A 19293-nucleotide genomic window follows, 5' to 3' on the forward strand; every position below is an offset into this window, starting at 1 on the left:
ACGTAGAACAGAGGAAGGGAGGAACCCTTGCCGAAAAGGCCATCCATGGTGAATCGGGAACGCTCCGGTTCCCGTTAATGCCTAATAATTATCGTAATATAAACAACCGGGAATCAGTATAGGCCGCAATTTTTGATGATTCAACCGAAAATTGTTAGCGTGCTAATTACCAGCGGTTAACAAGTCTTTAGTGAGACTTGTCGTGGGCGACATTGGCATGGGGAAATCCGGTCTCAGCGCAATCTGCATGAGACTGCATTTTGTAGCCTAACGCCGCCAGAACAACGGTAGAGAGCATTACGCTGGTGGTGGTCAGCAGCGGCGTGCTGATGAGCCATGAAACCACCAGGCTTGCCAGGAAACATAACCCCAGTTGCAGCGTATTTTGTAGCGCCGCAGCGCGCCCCGTGGCTTGAGGGAAAGGGCGTAACGCTTGCGCGACGACGATAGGGTAGATGGCGCCATTAGCAATCGCCATTACGCAGAAAGGAATCAGGATCTCCACCAGTGAGGCATTATTCAGAAGGCCCGCTCCCCAGGTGGCGATAACGCTCAGCGCGTACAGCCCTAACAGCCACGGAAGCAATTGGTAGCCCTGCCATTTTTGTAGCGCCGCGCGGCAACCATATCCGCCAATCAGAAAAGCGATGGTTTGCGGAACATAGCTCAGGCCAATCACTGCCGGGCTGTAACCCATCGCGCTGAGAATAAACGGGGACCCTGTTAGCCACGCAAAAAAGCTGGCGGAACAGGCGGCATAAATCAGCACATTACCGCGATAGGTTTTAGAGCGTAACAACGTCGCGAAAGTGAGTTTATCCTGTCCTTCGGTACGCGCTTTTACCGATGGTTTTAAACGCAGCGCCGGCAACATCAGCAACAACGTAATCACGAACAGAGTGGCGAAAATCGCCTGCCATGAGAAATGCGTCAGTATCCAGCTTCCCAGTAAGGGCGCAAGCGCCGGGGATAATCCCACCAGTGGCATGATCGTGGCGAAGATACGGTTAATTTTTTGCGAAGGGTAATAATCGGTCACCAGCGCTTGCCAGATTACCGTTGCCGCGCAAACGCCGACGGCCTGCACGAAGCGCAGCGTCAGCAGTGCTGCCGCGCTTTCTACCCACAGCATCCCCAGACTTCCGAGTGCAAAGATAGATAACCCTAGCAGTAAAATCGGTTTACGGCCATAACGATCCGATAGCGGTCCCCAGAGGAGTTGCGCGACGGCAAAGCCAGCTAAAAACAGGCTTAGGCTGGCGCTGACCGCGGCGGCAGGCGTTTGTAAATCCGCCTGTATGGCGGCAAACGCGGGCAGGTACATGTCCGTAGCCAGAAATCCCAGCACGCTAAGACCGGCTAACCAGACTAAAAAACCTTTTCCAGGTTGCATATTTGTTTCTCTTTCTTATCAGACAGACATTGTCGCAGAGTGTAGGGAGTGAAATTACGGTTGTGAAACGTTAATATTTGTCCAGTGAATTCAAAATTTTTGTAGGCAAATTATGTGGTCGGAATACTCGCTTGAAGTGGTTGACGCCGTAGCGCGCAATGGCAGTTTTAGCGCGGCGGCGCAGGAACTGCACCGTGTGCCTTCAGCAGTCAGTTACACCGTTCGTCAGTTAGAGGAGTGGCTGGCCGTACCGCTTTTTGTACGACGTCACCGTGATGTTGAACTGACGCCTGCTGGCGTCTGGTTTTTAAAAGAAGGGCGTTCTGTTATCAAAAAAATGCAGATCACTCGCCAACAGTGTCAGCAAATTGCTAATGGTTGGCGTGGGCAGTTAGCTATTGCGGTGGACAATATCGTCAGACCAGAACGTACCCGGCAGATGATCGTCGATTTCTATCGCCATTTTGACGATGTGGAACTGCTGGTTTTTCAGGAGGTGTTTAACGGCGTCTGGGACGCGCTCTCCGACGGGCGTGTCGAACTGGCGATTGGGGCGACGCAGGCGATTCCGGTAGGGGGGCGTTACGCTTTTCGGGATATGGGGACCCTGAGCTGGAGCTGCGTAGTGGCAAGCGATCACCCGCTGGCGTCGATGCCTGGGCCGTTAAGCGATGATACCCTGCGCAACTGGCCGTCGCTGGTCAGGGAAGACACTTCGCGAACCTTACCGAAACGGATTACCTGGCTGCTGGATAACCAAAAAAGGGTCGTCGTACCGGACTGGGAGTCATCGGCAACCTGCCTGTCGGCAGGACTATGCGTGGGAATGGTGCCGACGCATTTTGCCCGACAGTGGATAGACAGCGGAAAATGGGTGGCGCTGACGTTAGAGAATCCGTTTCCCGATGCGGCCTGTTGCGTGACGTGGCAGCAAAACGAAGCCTCGCCCGCGCTGGCATGGCTGCTGGACTATTTGGGCGATAGCGAAACGTTGAATCGGGAGTGGCTGCGGGAGCCAGAAGAGGCTCCCGACAGCGGGGATTAACGCCGATAGTCGCGGAACGGGCCGTCAGCGACCGAGCGACGCTCAACCAGGCGTGGATGAACTTCAATAGACTGTGACTCTTCGCGCTTATTGACGATGCGATCCAATAGCATATTAAATGCGGTTTCGCCTAAAGAGTCTTTGGGCTGGTGAATCGTCGTCAGCGCCGGGGTAAAGTAACGGGCGTTACGCACATTGTCATAACCGATCACCGAAACGTCCTGCGGTACGCGAAGCCCCATTTCGTCAGCCGCGCAAAGCGCGCCCATCGCCATAATATCGCCGCCGCAGAAAACGGCGGTAGGGCGATGTGACTGCGATAAAATTTGCTGCATCGCGTGGTAACCGGATTCCGGCTCGAAGTCGCCCTGAACAATCCAGTTGTCCGGCACGTTGATCAGCGCCTCCTCCATGGCTTTCATAAAGCCTGCCAGCCGGCCCGCGCCGGTGTTGCGCTCCAGCGGGCCGGGAATAACGCCGATATCCCGGTGGCCGCGCTCAACCAGATAACGACCCGCCATATAGCCGCCTGCAAAGGCGTTATCAATCACCGTGTCGGTAAAATCGGCCTTCGCTTCACCCCAGTCCATCACCACCATCGGAATATGGCGATACTCTTCCAGCATGGAAAGCAGAGGTTCTGGATACTCAGAACACATCACCAGCAGGCCATCCACGCGCTTTTGCGCCATCATGGACAGGTAGGCGCGCTGTTTTTCCAGGTTATTCCAGGCGTTGCCTAAAATCAGCGTATAGCCTTTCTGGAAACAGTTTTTTTCAACCGCCTCGATAATTTCGGCAAAATAGGCCGCTTCGCTGCTGGTCGCCAGTAAGCCTATCGACTTGGTATGGTTAACCTTCAGGCTACGCGCGACGGCGCTGGGAGAGTAGTGCAGCTCTTTAATTGCCGCCCAGACCGCGTTACGCGTTTCTTCAGCGACAAAACGCGTTTTGTTGATTACGTGTGATACAGTTGTAGTGGAAACGTTTGCTCGTTTCGCTACATCTTTAATTGTTGCCATTACATTTCACTCCAGACCCTCGCTAAGCTCCTGAGAAACGCCAGGTAAACGTTTGCCTACACACACCCTAATCGCAACATCAGGGTTGCGGCACGCCGGAAAAACGACACGGAACGTCAGGAAGGGGTCAATGGCCGTTACGCTAATTCAGTAAGCCTGGAATTTTGTCTGATCTTGAGGAAAAGGGGAAGCGTTAAAAACAGTTATCAATATAAAACATGAGAGATTTTTGTGCGGGAATGTGCAAAAATGCGCTATATCACTTTTTGTGTGGGAATAAAAAGGAGAAAACTTGATGAGTACCGACCTGAAATTTTCGTTGATTACTACGCTGATTGTTCTGGGCGTGATTGTCGCAGGTGGATTAACGGCCGCTCTGCACTGATTTCCTCTCTTCTGAGGGTGGGCGTCTCCTCTATTCTATCCCTCTCTAAAACGCAGAAGGCGTACCTTCTGCGTACTCAGACTTATGCGGCGAGATTTTTCGCAACAAATTCCCAGTTAACCAGCGCCCAGAAATGCTCCAGATAGTTTGGACGGGCGTTGCGGTAGTCGATGTAATACGCGTGTTCCCACACATCAACCGTCAGCAACGGCGTTGCATCCGTAGTCAGCGGCGTACCGGCATTTGAGGTAGAAACGATAGCCAGTTTGCCATCAGCGCTTTTTACCAGCCATGTCCATCCGGAACCAAAGTTTTTGATAGCGGCATCGGTGAACTGCGCTTTAAATTCCGCGAAGCTGCCAAAAGATGCCGCGATAGCATCAGCCAGTTTCCCGGTCGGTTCGCCGCCAGCGTTTGGCGCCAGGCAGTTCCAGTAGAAGGTGTGGTTCCACACCTGAGCGGCGTTATTAAAGATGCCGCCTTCGGAAGTGCGCACGATCTCTTCCAGCGATTTGCCTTCAAACGCCGTGCCTTTGATCAAATTGTTAAGATTGGTCACGTAAGTCTGATGATGTTTGCCATAGTGATATTCCAGCGTCTCAGCAGAAATATGCGGCGCCAGAGCATCTTTGGCATACGGTAATGCAGGTAATTCGAACGACATTGCTTCTCTCCTTATTATTAATATTGCGCACGCACAATACCCCTGGTGCGCGTAAGGATAGGGTAGCAAATTGAGCGGTGGCGCAAAAGAAGAAGTTATCCTGTCGTTAAACGACAGGATAAAATATTAGCGAATTGTTTTAGGCGTCATCACCCGGCGGGCGCCGACATAATGACGTTGCCAGTATTCTTCGTTCAGTGAGGTGATCTTAATTTCCTGACCGCTGCGCGGAGACTGGATAAACTTACCGTTGCCGACATAGACGCCAACGTGATCGGCGGTGCCGCGCCCCTGCGTACGGAAGAACACCAGATCGCCGTTTTTCAACTCGCTACGCTCAATGGGCGCCGCGTCACGCAGGTGATACATCTCATTCGCCGTTCGGGGGATACGGATCTTCACTAAATCTTTATAGGCATAATAAACCAGACCGCTGCAATCAAAACCGGTACGCGGCGACGCGCCTCCCCAATGATACGGTTTACCAATCTGGTTCATGAGTTTGGACATCGCGGTTTTCGTCGCTTTTTGTACTTTTGCACGATGCGCATCGGCAATAGAGACCGGCAATGTTCCTTTCCCCTTCACGCAGTGCGGCTTACGGCCTTTACGCGTCGTGCATTTTTCCGTTACGTCGAGGGCGGCGATTGACGCGGGCGCGGTTCTGTTACGACGATGCGTCGTATGACGAGATTTCGTGGCGGCGGTGGTACGTTTTGGCGTAGAAGCGGAAGAAGAACGGCTGGTTTTTGAGGTTTTTTTTACGTTTTTTTTGCTGGTCTTACTGATCTTTTTCGTTGTGCTTTTCTTTTTATCTGCCGTTTTCGTGACATGAGAAACAGCAGGCGTCGCTTTGGCTTGCCTGGAAGCATGGGCCATTGGCGTAAAAGGGAGAGTAGTAAAAAGTAAAGCACAGAGCGTGATCGAGATTTTGTTTATCCGCGCCACTGAGCAATCCTCTGTTAAAGGCAGGCGATTCATGCCTGCGTATGATTTACAAAACCTGATAATTCTAATCTACAAAAGCACAGATTGGTAATTGCTTTTGGTTTCTGAAGCTGTGTTTCGTTAACAGATGTAAAAAAAATAGCAATTAATGCTAAACACGAACGCGTTATCGACGAATCACTGCGTGGCAACCCGCTTAAAAGATATTTTGTATACAACTTATTCCCGCAGACGGTAAAATAATAAGGCATGATGAAAATGTTATTTTCCGTTGCCAGCCTGACCCGTTACAATGACAGGCTTCAGTCGTAAAAGTAGTTTAAGGAAGCGAGACAATGAGCACCACTATCGAAAAAATTCAGCGCCAGATCGCTGAAAACCCGATTCTCCTGTATATGAAAGGTTCACCGAAACTGCCAAGCTGTGGTTTTTCTGCGCAGGCCGTTCAGGCGCTTTCAGCCTGCGGGGAACGTTTTGCCTATGTTGATATCCTGCAAAACCCGGATATTCGCGCTGAATTACCGAAATACGCCAACTGGCCGACATTCCCACAACTGTGGGTGGACGGCGAGCTGGTCGGCGGGTGTGATATTGTGATTGAGATGTATCAGCGTGGTGAGTTGCAGCAGCTTATTAAAGAAACTGCGGCAAAATATAAAACTCAGGAGCCGGACGCAGAGTAATCTGTGAAAGGGGAAAGCGACCTGTAAAGGTCGCTTTTTTACCGCCATCGTGAGCAAAAGCGGCGTCGTTAGCCACGTTATTTATCCGTCGGCAAAGGTAACGGCCAGCCGCCCAGGCGCTTCCAGCGATTGACGATTTCACAAAACAGCACCGCTGTCCGCTCGGTATCATACAAAGCGGAATGGGCCTTTTCGCCGTCAAACTCCATACCTGCCGCCAGGCACGCTTTTGATAACACCGTTTGCCCCAGCGCCAGTCCGCTCAATGCCGCGGTATCAAAGGTGACGAACGGATGAAACGGGTTACGTTTCAGCGAGGCGCGCTCTGCGGCGGCCATCATAAAACTGTGATCAAAAGTGGCGTTATGCGCGACCATAATGGCGCGGCTACAACCGCTTTCTTTGATACCTTTACGCACCATTTTGAAAATAGCGTGTAGCGCCTCATATTCACTCACCGCGCCGCGTAGCGGGTTAGAGGGATCGATACCGTTAAACGCAAGCGCTTCCGGCTGTAAGTTGGCTCCAGCGAACGGCTCCACATGGAAATGCAGCGTCATGTCCGGCATCAGCCAGCCTTGTTCATCCATTTTCAGCGTGATGGCGGCGATTTCGAGCAGCGCATCGGTTTTAGCGTTAAATCCTGCAGTTTCAACGTCGATGACGACAGGATAAAAACCACGAAAACGGTCGCACAGACCGGAAAGTTGAGCGTTATCGGACATCTGAGTCTCTTAATACGAAAAAATGCAGCGCGTATTATGGCAAATTTTACGCCGGGATGCAGTAAAACAACGGGCGCAGTGACCTGCGCCCGGCGGGGGATCAGTTACCCAGACCGCGGCCTGCGTCTTTAGCTTCAATCAATTCGATTTTATAGCCATCCGGATCTTCAACGAAGGCGATGATAGTCGAACCGCCTTTTACCGGCCCCGCTTCACGGGTCACGTTGCCGCCGTTCTGACGAATGCGTTCACAGGCTTCAGCGGCATTGTCAACGCTCAGCGCGATATGCCCGTACGCATTGCCCATGTCATAGCTCTCAACGCCCCAGTTATAGGTTAGTTCGATGACCGCTTCTTCCGTTTCCGGACCATATCCCACAAAGGCCAGCGAGTATTTGTATTCCGGATTCTCACTGGTACGCAGCAATTTCATGCCCAGAACGTTGGTGTAAAAAGCGATGGAACGCTGCAAATCGCCGACGCGCAGCATAGTATGCAATAAACGCATTTTCGTTGTCCTTAAAATAGTCAAGATATTCAAAGTATAGCGGCGATGTGCGGCCGCTATCAATGAAATTACAGAGTAGGGTAGTCAGTGTAGCCTTCCGCGCCGCCGCCATAAAAACTTTCGGGACGCTGTGGATTAAGTTCCGCTTTACGTTGCAGACGCGCCACCAGATCCGGGTTAGCGATGTAATCGCGACCAAACGCCACGGCGTCAATCAGCCCTTTTTCGATCAGATCTTCCGCTTTTTCTGGCGTATAGGCGCCAGCGCCGATGATGGGGCCGTGGAAACACGCGCGCACTTTTTCACGGAATGCGTCGCTGTACGGTTCTCCGCCCGCCCAGTCTGGTTCAGACATATGCAGATAAGCAATGCCGCGTTTGCCTAACGCTTCAATCAGATAAAGGGCGTCAGCTTCTTCATTCGGGCCGTTATCGACATTCTGGAAAGTGCCGACAGGAGAAAGGCGGATGCCGATACGGTCGGCGCCCCATTCCTTAATGCCGGCATCAACCACCTCCAGCACCAGACGGGCGCGATTCTCTACGCTGCCGCCGTACCGATCGGTACGGTGATTAGAAGACGGAGAGAGGAACTGGTGCAGCAGATAACCGTGCGCGGAGTGCAGCTCCACCAGGTCGAAGCCTGCCTCTCGGGCATTGGCGATAGCCTGGCGGAAATCGTTGACGATCCCGGGGATCTCGTGAGTATCCAGCGCGCGCGGCGTGGAAGTTTCTACGCGGATGGCCTGGCCGTTTTCGTCACGCAAAGAAGTGCGAGTTCCCGCATTGATAGCGGATGGCGCAACGGGCGCTTGTCCGCCTGGTTGCAGGCTGGCGTGTGAAATACGGCCCGTATGCCACAGTTGCACCGCCATATGGCCGCCCTGAGCATGAACTCCCTGAGTGATTTTTTTCCAGGCGGCGATCTGCTCATCGCTGTGTAATCCCGGTGCGCCGGCATAGCCTTTCGCCTGTGCGGAGATTTGTGTGGCTTCGCTGATGATCAATCCGGCGCTGGCGCGTTGACGGTAATATTCCGCCATTAACGGCGTAGGAATGTCGCCCGGTTCAATACTCCGCAAACGCGTCAAAGGCGCCATAAATACGCGATTTGTCGCCGTGATGGCACCCACCTTGAGGGGGGTAAACAGTTTTGCTGATGACATAGTGGCTCCTGATATAAGTAGACCGGTCGTCTTGTAATAAAGGAAATAAAAACGCCTGTTACTGCTCAGGCGTTGCAATGATGGTCTTAACATGCGCCAACGCATTTTCCAGCGGCGCGGCGCTACGGGATATTTTGGCCTGCAAATTGGCGCCCAGCCACAGGGCATAAAGTACCTGCGCCTGTGGCAACGGCTGGCCGGTGAAATGTAAACAGTGGCTATTACGGCCATCTTCCAGCGCGCGTGCAAGCAGTGCCATGATCTCCTGCGCCCCTTTATCCATCGTAGAGCGCATATCCTCCGACAGATCGCAGACCTCCGCTGACAGTTTCACCGTCAGGCAACCGCTGATGGCGCCTTGCTGGCAAAACTGCTTTAACGTTTCCTGATACCAGGCGAGAAGGCGATCGCGATGATTACCGGGACCGGAGGTGAAGTGCGCCGTAAGACGCTGATGATAGCAGGCGTAATGTCGCTCAAGCATGGCGACGCCGAAGGCTTCTTTCGAGCGAAAGTAGTGATAAAACGACCCTTTAGGCACCTGGGCGGTTTTGAGCAATTCGCTAAGCCCCATGCCGGTAAAACCCCGTTGCATACAAAGCTGCTCGCCGGTGGCCAGCAGATGTTCGCGGGTATCATGTTCGGTTTGCTTATTCATAGCAGGCAGTATAGTAGACCAGTCGGTCTACTGCAAGCAGAGTTGCCATAATGTCAGTTAGCGTCTTCAATAGTCATAAGCGCCAAACGTTGAGGAGGGGATGTGGCCGAGCAGTTGGAGTTTTTTCCTGTAGCAAGCCCATGTCGCGGTATCTGCCAGTCTGATGAGCGTGGCTTTTGTCGGGGCTGTATGCGCAGCCGCGACGAACGGTTTAACTGGCAAAAAATGAGCGATGCCGAGAAACAAAATGTACTGCGGCTTTGTCGCCAGCGTTTCTTGCGTAAAATACGCGCAAACAAGCCTCTCCCATCGGAAGATCCTCAACAACCTTCACTCTTTTAAACGCGGAATTGCGTATACTCAACCTCATTATTCTCTATGAGGAATCTGTTATGGTTCAGCGTGTCACCATCGCTCCACAAGGCCCGGAGTTTTCGCGTTTTGTCATGGGTTACTGGCGTTTGATGGACTGGAATATGTCCGCGCGTCAGTTAGTGAGTTTTATCGAAGAACATCTGGATTTGGGCGTCACTACCGTTGACCATGCGGACATTTATGGCGGTTATCAGTGCGAAGCGGCATTTGGCGAGGCGCTAACGCTGGCGCCGCATTTGCGGGAAAGACTGCAAATCGTCACCAAATGCGGTATTGCCACCACTGCCAGAGCGGAAAATAAGCTCGGTCATTATATTACCGATCGCCGCCATATTATTCTGAGCGCCGAACAGTCATTAAAAAATCTGGCGACAGATTATCTGGATATGTTGTTAATTCACCGTCCCGATCCGTTAATGGATGCGGATGACGTCGCCGAGGCGTTTCAACATCTGCACCAAAGCGGCAAAGTGCGCCATTTTGGCGTTTCTAATTTTACGCCAGCGCAATTTACGTTGCTGCAATCGCGCCTGCCTTTCACCCTGGCGACCAACCAGGTGGAGATCTCGCCGGTTCACCAGCCTTTGTTGCTGGACGGCACATTAGATCAATTACAGCAACTGCGTATTCGTCCGATGGCCTGGTCATGTCTTGGCGGCGGTCGGCTGTTTAATGATGAGGCTTATCAGCCGTTGCGCCAGGAACTTTCCGTTATCGCGCAAGAACTCAACGCCAGTTCTATTGAACAGGTGGTCTATGCCTGGATTTTACGTTTGCCGTCGCAGCCGCTGCCGATTATTGGCTCGGGTAAAATCGAACGCGTACGTGCCGCACTAGAAGCGGAAACGCTGTCATTGTCGCGTCAACAGTGGTTCCGAATCCGCAAGGCGGCACTGGGTTATGACGTGCCGTAATCGCCAACTCGTTGACTTTCCGTACATGTTTTCGCCAGTGGTTTACACTTAACAGGCGACCACATGTAACGGAGGTTTTATGAAGCGATTAAGTTTAGCGATGGTGACGCTGCTGGCCTGTGCGGGTGCGCAGGCTGCCAGCGAGAAAGTAGAGATGAATCTGGTGACGGCGCAAGGCGTAGGACAGTCTATCGGCACCGTCGTCATCGATGAAACCGAAGGCGGCTTAAAATTTACCCCACACCTTAAAGCGTTGCCGCCGGGCGAGCATGGTTTTCACATTCATGCCAACGGTAGCTGCCAGCCAGCGATTAAAGACGGCCAAGCGGTTGCCGCAGAAGCCGCTGGTGGTCATCTGGACCCACAAAATACCGGCAAGCATGAAGGACCGGAAGGCCAGGGGCATCTGGGCGACCTCCCGGTGTTAGTCGTTAATAATGATGGTATCGCCACCGAACCGGTTACTGCGCCGCGTCTGAAGTCTCTTGATGAAGTGAAAGATAAAGCGCTCATGATCCATGTGGGCGGCGATAACATGTCCGATCAGCCGAAACCGCTCGGCGGCGGCGGAACGCGTTACGCCTGCGGCGTCATTAAATAACCCGGAGACAGTGTTCCCTGCGCTGGAGCCTGTTCCAGCTGCGACAGCGAACAGTGTAAACGCCAGATAATCGCCGCCAGTTCATGCGCGGCGGGTTGATGATGATGTGCGAGCGTGTCGCAGATACGCTGTAGTTCCTGTAGCGTAACGGCAAGCGGGCGTTGCTGTACGCCGCGCTCGCTCATCACATCGCGCAGCAGGGATATACAAATATCCCGCACCCGGGAAAGCGGATCGGAACGCGACTCCCAGGCGCGCAGCTGCCACACCACATGCGAGCAGTTCAGCAGTACCACTCCCCAACGTAATAACCACCGGCGCGCCAGCGCATCCTGGCTATTGCTGAGCTGACTGACGTGATGATAGGTCAGCGATTCAAACTCGCTTTCGTTATGGGAAGGGTGACGGCTAAGCTGATCGACGAAATCGCGGCGTAGCGCGCGGATATGGCGGCGGCTTTTTACGGCATCGGAACCGGGGCGCAAAATCGCAAACGCCAGCCAGGAAATCGCGACGCCGACGATCTTGGCGGTATTATCGTTAAGGAAGTCGGCGAAGTCGTACACCGGTGGATTGGTCACGGCGATGAATGAGCCCATAAAAACGATAAGCTGCCCCCACAGTCCCGCCAGCTTAGGCATCTGCAGTTTAAGCAGTTGCATCGTGACGAACAGCGGAAAAAGGAAAAGCAAGAATTGCCACAGATCGGTGATTTGCACCATCAGGCCAAATTTCACCACGAAGCTGAATAAGGACAGCAGCACTAAAGTACGCATCAATAAGGAAAGCGACTTAAACGGCGTGGCGACGATGGAGTAGAGGACGCAACTGATCGCCGCCAGGGTTAATGCGCCGGGCCCGGATTCCCATTGCGCGCCAATACTCCAGGCGCCAATTACCGTGAGCGTGCAAAAGGTACGCACGCCGCTCCAGATGGCCTCTGCGTTATCCGTATGCCGCGCAAGGCCGGGAGTGCGGCGGATATGGATTTGATCTACCGGCGCGCCGCTTTCGATCAGATATAACTGACGGCTGCTGCGCAGATATAGCTGGCAAAAATAGCGTAATCGCTGCCAGAACGCGAGGTGACGATAATCCTGTTCATCCTGCGGGCGTAGCGGCGCAATAATCCGCGCCACGGTGTAGCTGTCCGCGCGCGGTTTTGCCAACTCAGCTAAGAGTTGTTCAATGACTTCGCGGCTGTTTTCCGGCGGCGTCGGCCAATTTAAAAGCATTCTACGCAGACTGGAGATCACGCTGGTTAGCCGTAATTGCTGGTGTAACAATGCATTTAGCAATGCATTCTGGCGGCGAAAACGGTAGTGACTCCAGAAGGCCTGAATACGCAGCAGGTTCATGGTCAGGATTTGCCCAATGACCCCCTCATGCGCGGAGCGGATAGCGTCGGTAGTCTCCGGCTGCCACAGTAGACTGGCATGTTCCAGCAAGCGCGCATGCATGTTTTTCAACGCGGTGAGCAGGGCGGTACCATCCGATGTGCTGGGTAGGATCATCATCATCATGCCGCCACAGAGGATGCCGACGATAACTTCACATACACGTGCCTGGGCGATATCCCACAACTGCGTGATTTCTACAATATTAACCATCGGGAACGCGATGATCGCCGCCGTGTAGCCGGACAACTGGAAAGCATAAGCGGCATTATTGGTAAAATGCGCGCAGGCCCAGGTACAAAAACCGATCCAGGCGGCCATGCTAAATAAGAACAACCAGGGTTCATTCAGCGTATGGCCGGCAATAATCAACGCGGCGGTCGCGCCGAGTAAACTCCCGGCAATACGCCCCAGACTTTTACTGATTACGCCGCCTACGGTCGGAAAGCTCACCACTGCGGCCGAAGTCATCGCCCAGTAGGGCTCATCCAGATTGAGATAATAAGCGAATGTCAGCGCGAGACACATGGCAATGGTATTGCGCAACGCGTAACGCCACTGGCCGGAGGTCGCTTTAAACCAGGGCGTATTTCGCAGGGCTGGCAGGGAGAGTTTCATTACCGCTGCCCAATGGCTACGCTGCAGGTAGTGCCGGAGACGAGCGTGATATCCTGCGGCAAAGCGTCAAATTCGATACGTACCGGTACGCGTTGCGCCAGACGTACCCACGGTACGTTGGGTTTAATATCGGGCACTAAACCGGAGTCACTTTCCACGCTTTGGTCGTAAATAGCGCGCCCGATACTGCCAACGTGACCCTGTAACTTAACATTGCCACTATACAGTGTTATTAATGCAGGCTCACCTTCGCGGATATGGCGTAGTTTGGTTTCTTCGAAATATCCCATTACATAAAATGAATGGCTATCTACCAGGGCGAAAAGTGGCTTACCGGTACTGGCATAATCACCGGTACGCGTGGAAAGGTTGGTCACCCAGCCGGATACCGGCGCTTTTACTTCCGTCTGGCTAAGCTGCCACTGCGCCTGTTTTAACGTCGCCAGTGCGACATCTACGCTGGCCTGCATCGCTTTAACATTCAGATTGGCGCTATCCAGATCTTCAGCAGAGATGTAGTTACGCGATAAATGTCGACGTCGATCGGCTTCATTATTCGCTTTTGCCAGATCGGACTGCGCTTTGGCCAACTGCGCCTGCGCGTTAAGTTCTGCAATATGGAAGGGCGTTTTATCAATGACAAAAAGAACGTCCCCGGCGTTGACGAACTGATTATCTTTGATATTGAGTTGGGTAATGCTGCCAGAAACCTGCGGCGTTACGCTGACCTGTTCCGCGCGGATTTTACCATCGCGCGTCCACGGTGACTGCATATAGTAATTCCATAACCACCATGCGGCCAGAACGGCGACGACGGCGACAATGAGAGTAGAAAAATATTTTATTGTTTTTAACGACATATTTACCACGCGATCAGTAAAACGAGGCCCAGACATACGCAAAGCGTAAAGAGGGAGAGATCCATTAACAGGGGATGCCAGATTTCATCAGAGTATATCCGGTCACGCAGGAGTCGGTGAATAAACAACCAGATAACGAACCCAAGCGCAAAGGCTTTAAAGAATGGCGGAAAGTAAACAGATGCTCCCAACATGAGATCTTGTAAGGGCAATCCTGTGGCGTTGAGTATACACTTCACAAGCAATGTTCCTTTGCGTCAGACATCGATGCTTTAGTTTTAGCCAAAACTGAAGCTACAGGTGCCAGGTGCGCACTATGTCTGAAAAAATGTCTATTGGTAAGCAAATTTAGCAATACATTTGTTTTGAGAATACAAATACTGCACACTATTCTAAAATCAGCATAATAACTTAGCAAGCTAATTATAAGGAGATGAAATTGGAATCGCCACTAGGTTCTGATCTGGCACGGTTGGTGCGCATTTGGCGTGCTCTGATTGACCATCGCCTCAAGCCTCTGGAATTGACGCAGACACATTGGGTCACGTTGCACAATATTCATCAATTGCCGCCTGACCAGTCGCAGATTCAATTGGCTAAAGCGATAGGCATTGAGCAGCCATCGCTGGTACGCACGTTGGATCAACTTGAAGATAAGGGGCTAATTTCGCGGCAAACCTGCGCCAGCGATCGTCGCGCTAAGCGCATTAAACTGACCGAGAAAGCGGAGCCGCTGATCGCTGAGATGGAAGCGGTCATTCATAAAACGCGCGGTGAAATTTTGGCTGGGATTTCTTCAGAGGAGATTGAGCTTCTGATTAAACTTATCGCCAAACTTGAACACAATATTATGGAATTGCACTCTCACGATTGAGGTGCAGGGGCATACGTGTGGCCATGTGACCACACGTAAAGCCTGGTTTAGCGTGGAGAGACGGTAACCTGGCTGCCGTTGCTGGCCAGCACGACACGCTGACCTGCCGAGAAACGCGTATTTCCTTGTTTCTGCACAACCATAATGGTGTTGCCATCGTCTTTACGAATTTCCAGTTCCACACCCTGGGTTTTATTCATTGCGCTCTGGACGCCCTGGCCCGCTACGCCGCCAGCCACCGCGCCTGCCGCGGTCGCCAGTGAACGACCCGTACCGCCGCCGATAGTGTTGCCGAGGAATCCGCCCAACACCGCGCCGCCGATAGCGCCAATCACGTTAGAATCATCACCGCCCTGAATTTGAACCGGACGAACGTTAACGATAGTACCGTACGTTACATTCTGAACTTGTTTAGCCTCGGATGCGGTATAAACATCACCCGAAAGGCTATCATTGTTAACACACCCAGCTAAGGATAACCCCATCAGTGAAACGGCCAGTACACGTTTAATCATTTACCCATCTCCTGTTCTTCACGAAACGCTATGTCAGCATCCCTATAGCTAAATTATATGGCATTTATGCAGTTAAGGTCATATCTTCTGCTGAAAGAATGTAAAAATCATAATCAGAAGTTAATTAACCAATCTTAAACGAAGTCGGAAGCAAGAAAAGATAGGTCATTGATATCCGTGGACGACACGGCAAAAAACGTGACGTGGGCATAGCATTACAAAATACGTTATGCCGAGTGTTAAGGCTTAACCCAGCTTAAAAGGAAGAGGTATGAAATCGGGCCGTTTTATTGGCGTTATGTCCGGAACCAGCCTTGATGGCGTGGATGTTGTACTGGCGGCAATTGATGAAACTATGGTTGCGCAACAGGCAAGTCTCACCTGGCCTATTCCCGTTCATCTGAAAAAAGGCATTCTCGATATTTGCCAGGGACAGCCGCTTACGCTCTCGCAACTCGGCCAGCTGGATACCCAGTTAGGCCGGCTTTTTGCACAGGCGGTTAATGCGCTGTTAGCGCGACAACGTTTGCAGCCGCGGGATATCGTCGCCATTGGTTGTCATGGGCAAACGGTCTGGCATGAACCGACCGGCGAGGCCCCGCATACGCTGCAAATTGGCGATAATAATCACATCGTCGCCCATACGGGGATTACAGTGGTCGGCGATTTTCGGCGGCGGGATATTGCGCTGGGCGGACAAGGCGCGCCGTTGGTGCCTGCTTTCCATCACGCGCTGTTGGGACATCCGACGGAAAAACGTATGGTCCTGAATATCGGCGGCATTGCCAATTTATCTCTGCTTTTCCCCGGACAGGCGGTGCGCGGGTACGACACGGGGCCGGGTAATATGTTGATGGATGCGTGGATTTGGCGACAATGCGCGCAGCCCTACGACAAAGACGCGGCATGGGCGAAAGAAGGTCAGGTTATTCTTCCATTGCTGCAAAAGATGTTGCGCGATCCGTACTTTGCTGCGTCGGCGCCCAAAAGTACAGGACGCGAATATTTCAACTATGGCTGGTTAGAGCGTCATCTTACGGCTTTCCCTGGCGCAGACGCGCGCGATGTACAGGCCACGCTGGCGGAGCTGACGGCGGTCTCCATCGCCCAACAGGTGCTGCTCAATGGCGGCTGCGAGCGGCTGATGGTCTGTGGCGGCGGAAGCCGGAATCCGTTAGTGATGGCCCGTCTGGCGGCGCTGTTGCCCGGTATCGAGGTTTCGACCACCGATAAGGCGGGGATCAGCGGCGATGATATGGAAGCGCTGGCCTTTGCATGGCTTGCCTGGCGAACGCTCGCGGGCCTGCCGGGAAATTTACCTTCCGTGACGGGGGCTACAGAAGCCAGTGTTTTAGGCGCTATTTACCCGGCTAACCCAATAACTCAGAGTTAACTGAATTTTTCCCGGACCCTATATCGGTAAACTAGCAAGGTCAGGAAGGGGCGTTTGCCCTTCCAGAAGCAGGAGAGCTTTCGGGATATGCCTATGAAAAAGATCGCAATAATGTGTTTACCTGTGCTGCTGACCGGCTGTAGCGTTTATCAACAATTTGTTGAACGTATGCAAACGGATACGCTGGAATACCAGTGTGATGAGAAGCCGCTTACCGTTAAAGTCAATAACCCGCGTGAAGAGGTCAGTTTTGTTTATGACAATAAGCTGCTGACCCTGAAGCAAGGAATCTCGGCCTCGGGCGCGCGTTATACCGACGGGATTTATGTTTTCTGGTCGCAAGGCGAGAGCGCCACGGTCTATAAACGAGACAGAATTGTGCTTAATAACTGTCAGTTACAAAATCCGAAGCGTTGAGATTTTCAGTATGGGGGCGCACAATAGCGCCACCCACTGATTATTTCTGATCAACTCCATGTCTGATAACGACCAATTGCAGCAGATCGCGCATCTGCGCCGTGAATACACGAAAGGCGGCTTGCGTCGCCGCGATTTACCCGCTGAACCGTTAACCTTATTTGAGCGCTGGCTTGGGCAAGCGTGCGACGCCAGACTGGCCGATCCGACGGCAATGGTCGTGGCGACCGTAGATGACAAGGGGCAACCGTACCAGCGTATTGTATTGCTCAAGCATTATGATGAAAAAGGCCTGGTCTTTTATACCAACCTGGGAAGCCGCAAGGCGCATCAAATTGAGCACAATCCGCGTATCAGCCTGTTATTTCCCTGGCATATGCTTGAACGCCAGGTGATGGTGACAGGCAAAGCCGAGCGTCTCTCCACACTTGAGGTGGTGAGGTATTTCCACAGCCGTCCGCGCGACAGCCAGATCGGCGCATGGGTTTCTAAACAATCCAGCCGCATTTCCGCGCGCGGTATCCTCGAAAGCAAATTCCTGGAGCTCAAGCAGAAGTTTCAACAGGGCGAAGTGCCGTTACCCAGCTTTTGGGGTGGTTTTCGCGTGAGTATCGAACAGATGGAGTTCTGGCAGGGCGGTGAACATCGTCTGCACGATCGCTTTTTATACCAACGCGACGACGGCGCATGGAAAATCGACCGTCTTGCGCCCTAAAGATGCAAAAATCTTGTTTTAAGCACTGGTGCGGATGAATCCGCCGTTTTATGCTATGTCTCTTTCGCGTCTGGCGAAAAGTCGTGTACCGGCAAAGGTGCAGTCGTTTTATACATGGAGATTTTGATGGCAAGCAGTAACTTGATTAAACAATTGCAAGAGCGGGGACTGGTAGCCCAGGTGACGGACGAAGACGCGTTGGCAGAGCGACTGGCGCAAGGCCCGGTCGCGCTCTATTGCGGCTTCGATCCTACCGCTGACAGCTTGCATTTGGGGCATCTGGTTCCATTGTTATGCCTGAAACGCTTCCAGCAGGCAGGGCACAAACCTGTTGCGCTGGTAGGCGGCGCGACCGGTCTGATTGGCGACCCGAGCTTTAAAGCCGCCGAGCGTAAACTGAACACTGAAGAGACCGTTCAGGAGTGGGTGGCGAAAATTCGTAAACAGGTTGCCCCATTCCTGGACTTTGATTGCGGCGAAAACTCCGCCATCGCGGCCAATAACTATGACTGGTTCGGCAGCATGAATGTGCTGACTTTCCTGCGCGATATCGGTAAACATTTTTCCGTTAATCAGATGATCAACAAAGAAGCGGTGAAGCAGCGTCTGAACCGTGACGATCAGGGTATCTCTTTCACGGAGTTCTCTTATAACCTGCTACAGGGGTACGACTTCGCTTGTCTGAATAAACTGCACGGCGTTGCCTTACAGATTGGCGGTTCTGACCAGTGGGGGAACATCACTTCCGGTATCGACCTGACCCGTCGCCTGCACCAGAATCAGGTATTTGGTTTGACCGTTCCGCTGATCACCAAAGCTGACGGCACGAAATTCGGTAAAACCGAAGGCGGCGCTGTCTGGCTGGATCCGAAGAAAACCAGTCCGTACAAATTCTACCAGTTCTGGATTAACACCGCAGATGCCGATGTTTATCGCTTCCTGAAATTCTTCACTTTTATGGACATTGAGGAGATCAATGCCCTGGAAGAAGAAGATAAAAACAGCGGTAAAGCGCCGCGCGCGCAGTATGTACTGGCCGAGCAGGTGACGCGCCTGGTTCATGGTGAAGAGGGGCTGGTCGCGGCGAAACGGATCACTGAATGCCTGTTCAGCGGTTCACTGAGCGCGCTGAGCGAAGCTGACTTTGAGCAGTTGGCGCAGGACGGCGTACCGATGGTTGAAATGGAAAAAGGCGCCGACCTGATGCAGGCGCTGGTAGACGCCGAACTCCAGCCGTCGCGTGGTCAGGCGCGTAAGACTATCGCCTCCAACGCTGTCACTATCAATGGTGAAAAACAATCCGATCCTGAATACATCTTTAACGATGAGGACCGTCTGTTTGGCCGCTATACCTTATTACGTCGCGGCAAAAAGAACTATTGTCTGATTTGCTGGAAATAAGGCATTAAGTAACAGG

General features: G+C 52.6%; 23 protein-coding genes. 11 read left to right on the plus strand and 12 right to left on the minus strand.

Features of this window, described 5'->3' with window-relative positions:
* Positions 1-187: 187 nt before the first annotated feature.
* The gene (gene punC / locus J1G48_RS10620) at positions 188-1393 is read right to left on the minus strand and encodes a purine nucleoside transporter PunC (RefSeq protein ID WP_001182316.1); all 1206 of its coding nucleotides are present in this window, start codon (positions 1391-1393) and stop codon (positions 188-190) included.
* A 112-nt stretch (positions 1394-1505) separates the two neighbouring features.
* On the opposite strand from punC, the gene punR reads away from it, so the two are divergent.
* Positions 1506-2438, plus strand: a complete 933-nt coding sequence (punR, locus tag J1G48_RS10625; RefSeq protein ID WP_000269523.1) for a DNA-binding transcriptional activator PunR — start codon at positions 1506-1508, stop codon at positions 2436-2438.
* On the opposite strand, the gene purR is transcribed toward punR, so the two are convergent.
* Positions 2435-3460 carry an HTH-type transcriptional repressor PurR gene (gene purR / locus J1G48_RS10630; protein WP_000190993.1) on the minus strand — a complete coding sequence of 342 codons (1026 nt, stop codon included), beginning with the start codon at positions 3458-3460 and terminating at the stop codon, positions 2435-2437. The genes punR and purR overlap by 4 nt on opposite strands.
* Before the next feature lie 295 nt (positions 3461-3755).
* Between purR and J1G48_RS10635 the strand changes: the two genes are divergently transcribed.
* Entirely contained in the window at positions 3756-3845 is a 90-nt protein-coding gene (locus J1G48_RS10635; RefSeq protein WP_000102277.1) for a YnhF family membrane protein, read from the plus strand.
* A gap of 82 nt (positions 3846-3927) precedes the next feature.
* Here J1G48_RS10635 and sodB read toward each other — a convergent pair whose 3' ends face one another.
* Together sodB and J1G48_RS10645 are read right to left on the minus strand one after the other, a co-directional pair.
* Complete coding sequence (sodB, locus tag J1G48_RS10640) at positions 3928-4509, minus strand: superoxide dismutase [Fe] (protein ID WP_000007299.1); 582 nt, start codon at positions 4507-4509, stop codon at positions 3928-3930.
* 126 nt (positions 4510-4635) lie between these two features.
* The gene (locus J1G48_RS10645) at positions 4636-5457 is read right to left on the minus strand and encodes a C40 family peptidase (protein WP_001680278.1); all 822 of its coding nucleotides are present in this window, start codon (positions 5455-5457) and stop codon (positions 4636-4638) included.
* A 335-nt stretch (positions 5458-5792) separates the two neighbouring features.
* Between J1G48_RS10645 and grxD the strand changes: the two genes are divergently transcribed.
* The gene (gene grxD, locus J1G48_RS10650; protein ID WP_000108176.1) at positions 5793-6140 is read left to right on the plus strand and encodes a monothiol glutaredoxin 4; all 348 of its coding nucleotides are present in this window, start codon (positions 5793-5795) and stop codon (positions 6138-6140) included.
* Positions 6141-6217: 77 nt separating this feature from the next.
* Here the strand turns inward: grxD and rnt are convergent, their stop codons facing one another.
* The 4 genes from rnt to J1G48_RS10670 all read right to left on the minus strand — a co-directional run bounded on the left by rnt (position 6218) and on the right by J1G48_RS10670 (position 9197).
* Positions 6218-6865: a ribonuclease T gene (gene rnt, locus J1G48_RS10655; RefSeq protein WP_001282270.1), complete on the minus strand. Its 648-nt coding sequence runs from the start codon at positions 6863-6865 to the stop codon at positions 6218-6220.
* A 100-nt stretch (positions 6866-6965) separates the two neighbouring features.
* Positions 6966-7373, minus strand: coding sequence for a lactoylglutathione lyase (gene gloA, locus J1G48_RS10660; RefSeq protein WP_001237787.1), 408 nt, complete (start codon positions 7371-7373; stop codon positions 6966-6968).
* Positions 7374-7441: 68 nt separating this feature from the next.
* Complete coding sequence (locus tag J1G48_RS10665) at positions 7442-8539, minus strand: alkene reductase (RefSeq protein WP_000092933.1); 1098 nt, start codon at positions 8537-8539, stop codon at positions 7442-7444.
* Between the two features lie 58 nt (positions 8540-8597).
* Positions 8598-9197, minus strand: coding sequence for a TetR/AcrR family transcriptional regulator (locus J1G48_RS10670; protein ID WP_001041823.1), 600 nt, complete (start codon positions 9195-9197; stop codon positions 8598-8600).
* A 102-nt stretch (positions 9198-9299) separates the two neighbouring features.
* On the opposite strand from J1G48_RS10670, the gene J1G48_RS10675 reads away from it, so the two are divergent.
* The 3 genes from J1G48_RS10675 (at position 9300) to sodC2 (ending at position 11087) form a co-directional block, all read left to right on the plus strand.
* A complete protein-coding gene (locus J1G48_RS10675) occupies positions 9300-9539 on the plus strand; it encodes a DUF1289 domain-containing protein (protein WP_001538148.1) in 240 nt (79 codons plus the stop codon).
* 50 nt (positions 9540-9589) lie between these two features.
* Complete coding sequence (locus J1G48_RS10680) at positions 9590-10486, plus strand: aldo/keto reductase family oxidoreductase (protein WP_000250724.1); 897 nt, start codon at positions 9590-9592, stop codon at positions 10484-10486.
* 79 nt (positions 10487-10565) lie between these two features.
* Complete coding sequence (gene sodC2, locus J1G48_RS10685; RefSeq protein ID WP_000826825.1) at positions 10566-11087, plus strand: superoxide dismutase [Cu-Zn] SodC2; 522 nt, start codon at positions 10566-10568, stop codon at positions 11085-11087.
* Here sodC2 and J1G48_RS10690 read toward each other — a convergent pair.
* From J1G48_RS10690 to J1G48_RS10700, 3 genes are read right to left on the minus strand one after another with little or no spacing between them, the layout of a single operon-like run.
* Positions 11063-13102, minus strand: a complete 2040-nt coding sequence (locus J1G48_RS10690; RefSeq protein WP_000777625.1) for an FUSC family protein — start codon at positions 13100-13102, stop codon at positions 11063-11065. The two genes, sodC2 and J1G48_RS10690, sit on opposite strands and share 25 nt — an antisense overlap.
* Positions 13102-13962, minus strand: a complete 861-nt coding sequence (locus tag J1G48_RS10695) for an HlyD family secretion protein (protein ID WP_001538147.1) — start codon at positions 13960-13962, stop codon at positions 13102-13104. Before J1G48_RS10695 ends, J1G48_RS10690 begins: the two co-directional genes overlap by 1 nt.
* 2 nt (positions 13963-13964) lie before the next feature.
* A complete protein-coding gene (locus J1G48_RS10700; RefSeq protein WP_000649755.1) occupies positions 13965-14201 on the minus strand; it encodes a DUF1656 domain-containing protein in 237 nt (78 codons plus the stop codon).
* Between the two features lie 194 nt (positions 14202-14395).
* Here J1G48_RS10700 and slyA point away from each other — a divergent pair, with 194 nt between their 5' ends.
* The gene (gene slyA / locus J1G48_RS10705) at positions 14396-14836 is read left to right on the plus strand and encodes a transcriptional regulator SlyA (RefSeq protein WP_000764551.1); all 441 of its coding nucleotides are present in this window, start codon (positions 14396-14398) and stop codon (positions 14834-14836) included.
* A gap of 47 nt (positions 14837-14883) precedes the next feature.
* On the opposite strand, the gene slyB is transcribed toward slyA, so the two are convergent.
* The gene (gene slyB, locus J1G48_RS10710) at positions 14884-15351 is read right to left on the minus strand and encodes an outer membrane lipoprotein SlyB (RefSeq protein ID WP_000597179.1); all 468 of its coding nucleotides are present in this window, start codon (positions 15349-15351) and stop codon (positions 14884-14886) included.
* Between the two features lie 271 nt (positions 15352-15622).
* On the opposite strand from slyB, the gene anmK reads away from it, so the two are divergent.
* From anmK to tyrS, 4 genes are all read left to right on the plus strand, one after another.
* On the plus strand, positions 15623-16744 hold the full coding sequence (gene anmK / locus J1G48_RS10715) for an anhydro-N-acetylmuramic acid kinase (protein WP_000835028.1): 1122 nt from the start codon (positions 15623-15625) through the stop codon (positions 16742-16744).
* A gap of 87 nt (positions 16745-16831) precedes the next feature.
* Positions 16832-17161 carry a C-type lysozyme inhibitor gene (gene mliC, locus J1G48_RS10720; protein WP_001132086.1) on the plus strand — a complete coding sequence of 110 codons (330 nt, stop codon included), beginning with the start codon at positions 16832-16834 and terminating at the stop codon, positions 17159-17161.
* A gap of 58 nt (positions 17162-17219) precedes the next feature.
* The gene (pdxH, locus tag J1G48_RS10725; protein WP_001282334.1) at positions 17220-17876 is read left to right on the plus strand and encodes a pyridoxamine 5'-phosphate oxidase; all 657 of its coding nucleotides are present in this window, start codon (positions 17220-17222) and stop codon (positions 17874-17876) included.
* Between the two features lie 126 nt (positions 17877-18002).
* Positions 18003-19277: a tyrosine--tRNA ligase gene (tyrS, locus tag J1G48_RS10730; protein ID WP_000168629.1), complete on the plus strand. Its 1275-nt coding sequence runs from the start codon at positions 18003-18005 to the stop codon at positions 19275-19277.
* The last annotated feature ends 16 nt before the right edge of the window (positions 19278-19293 follow it).

The organism is Salmonella sp. SAL-020, assembly GCF_017372215.1.
Classification (GTDB): domain Bacteria; phylum Pseudomonadota; class Gammaproteobacteria; order Enterobacterales; family Enterobacteriaceae; genus Salmonella; species Salmonella enterica.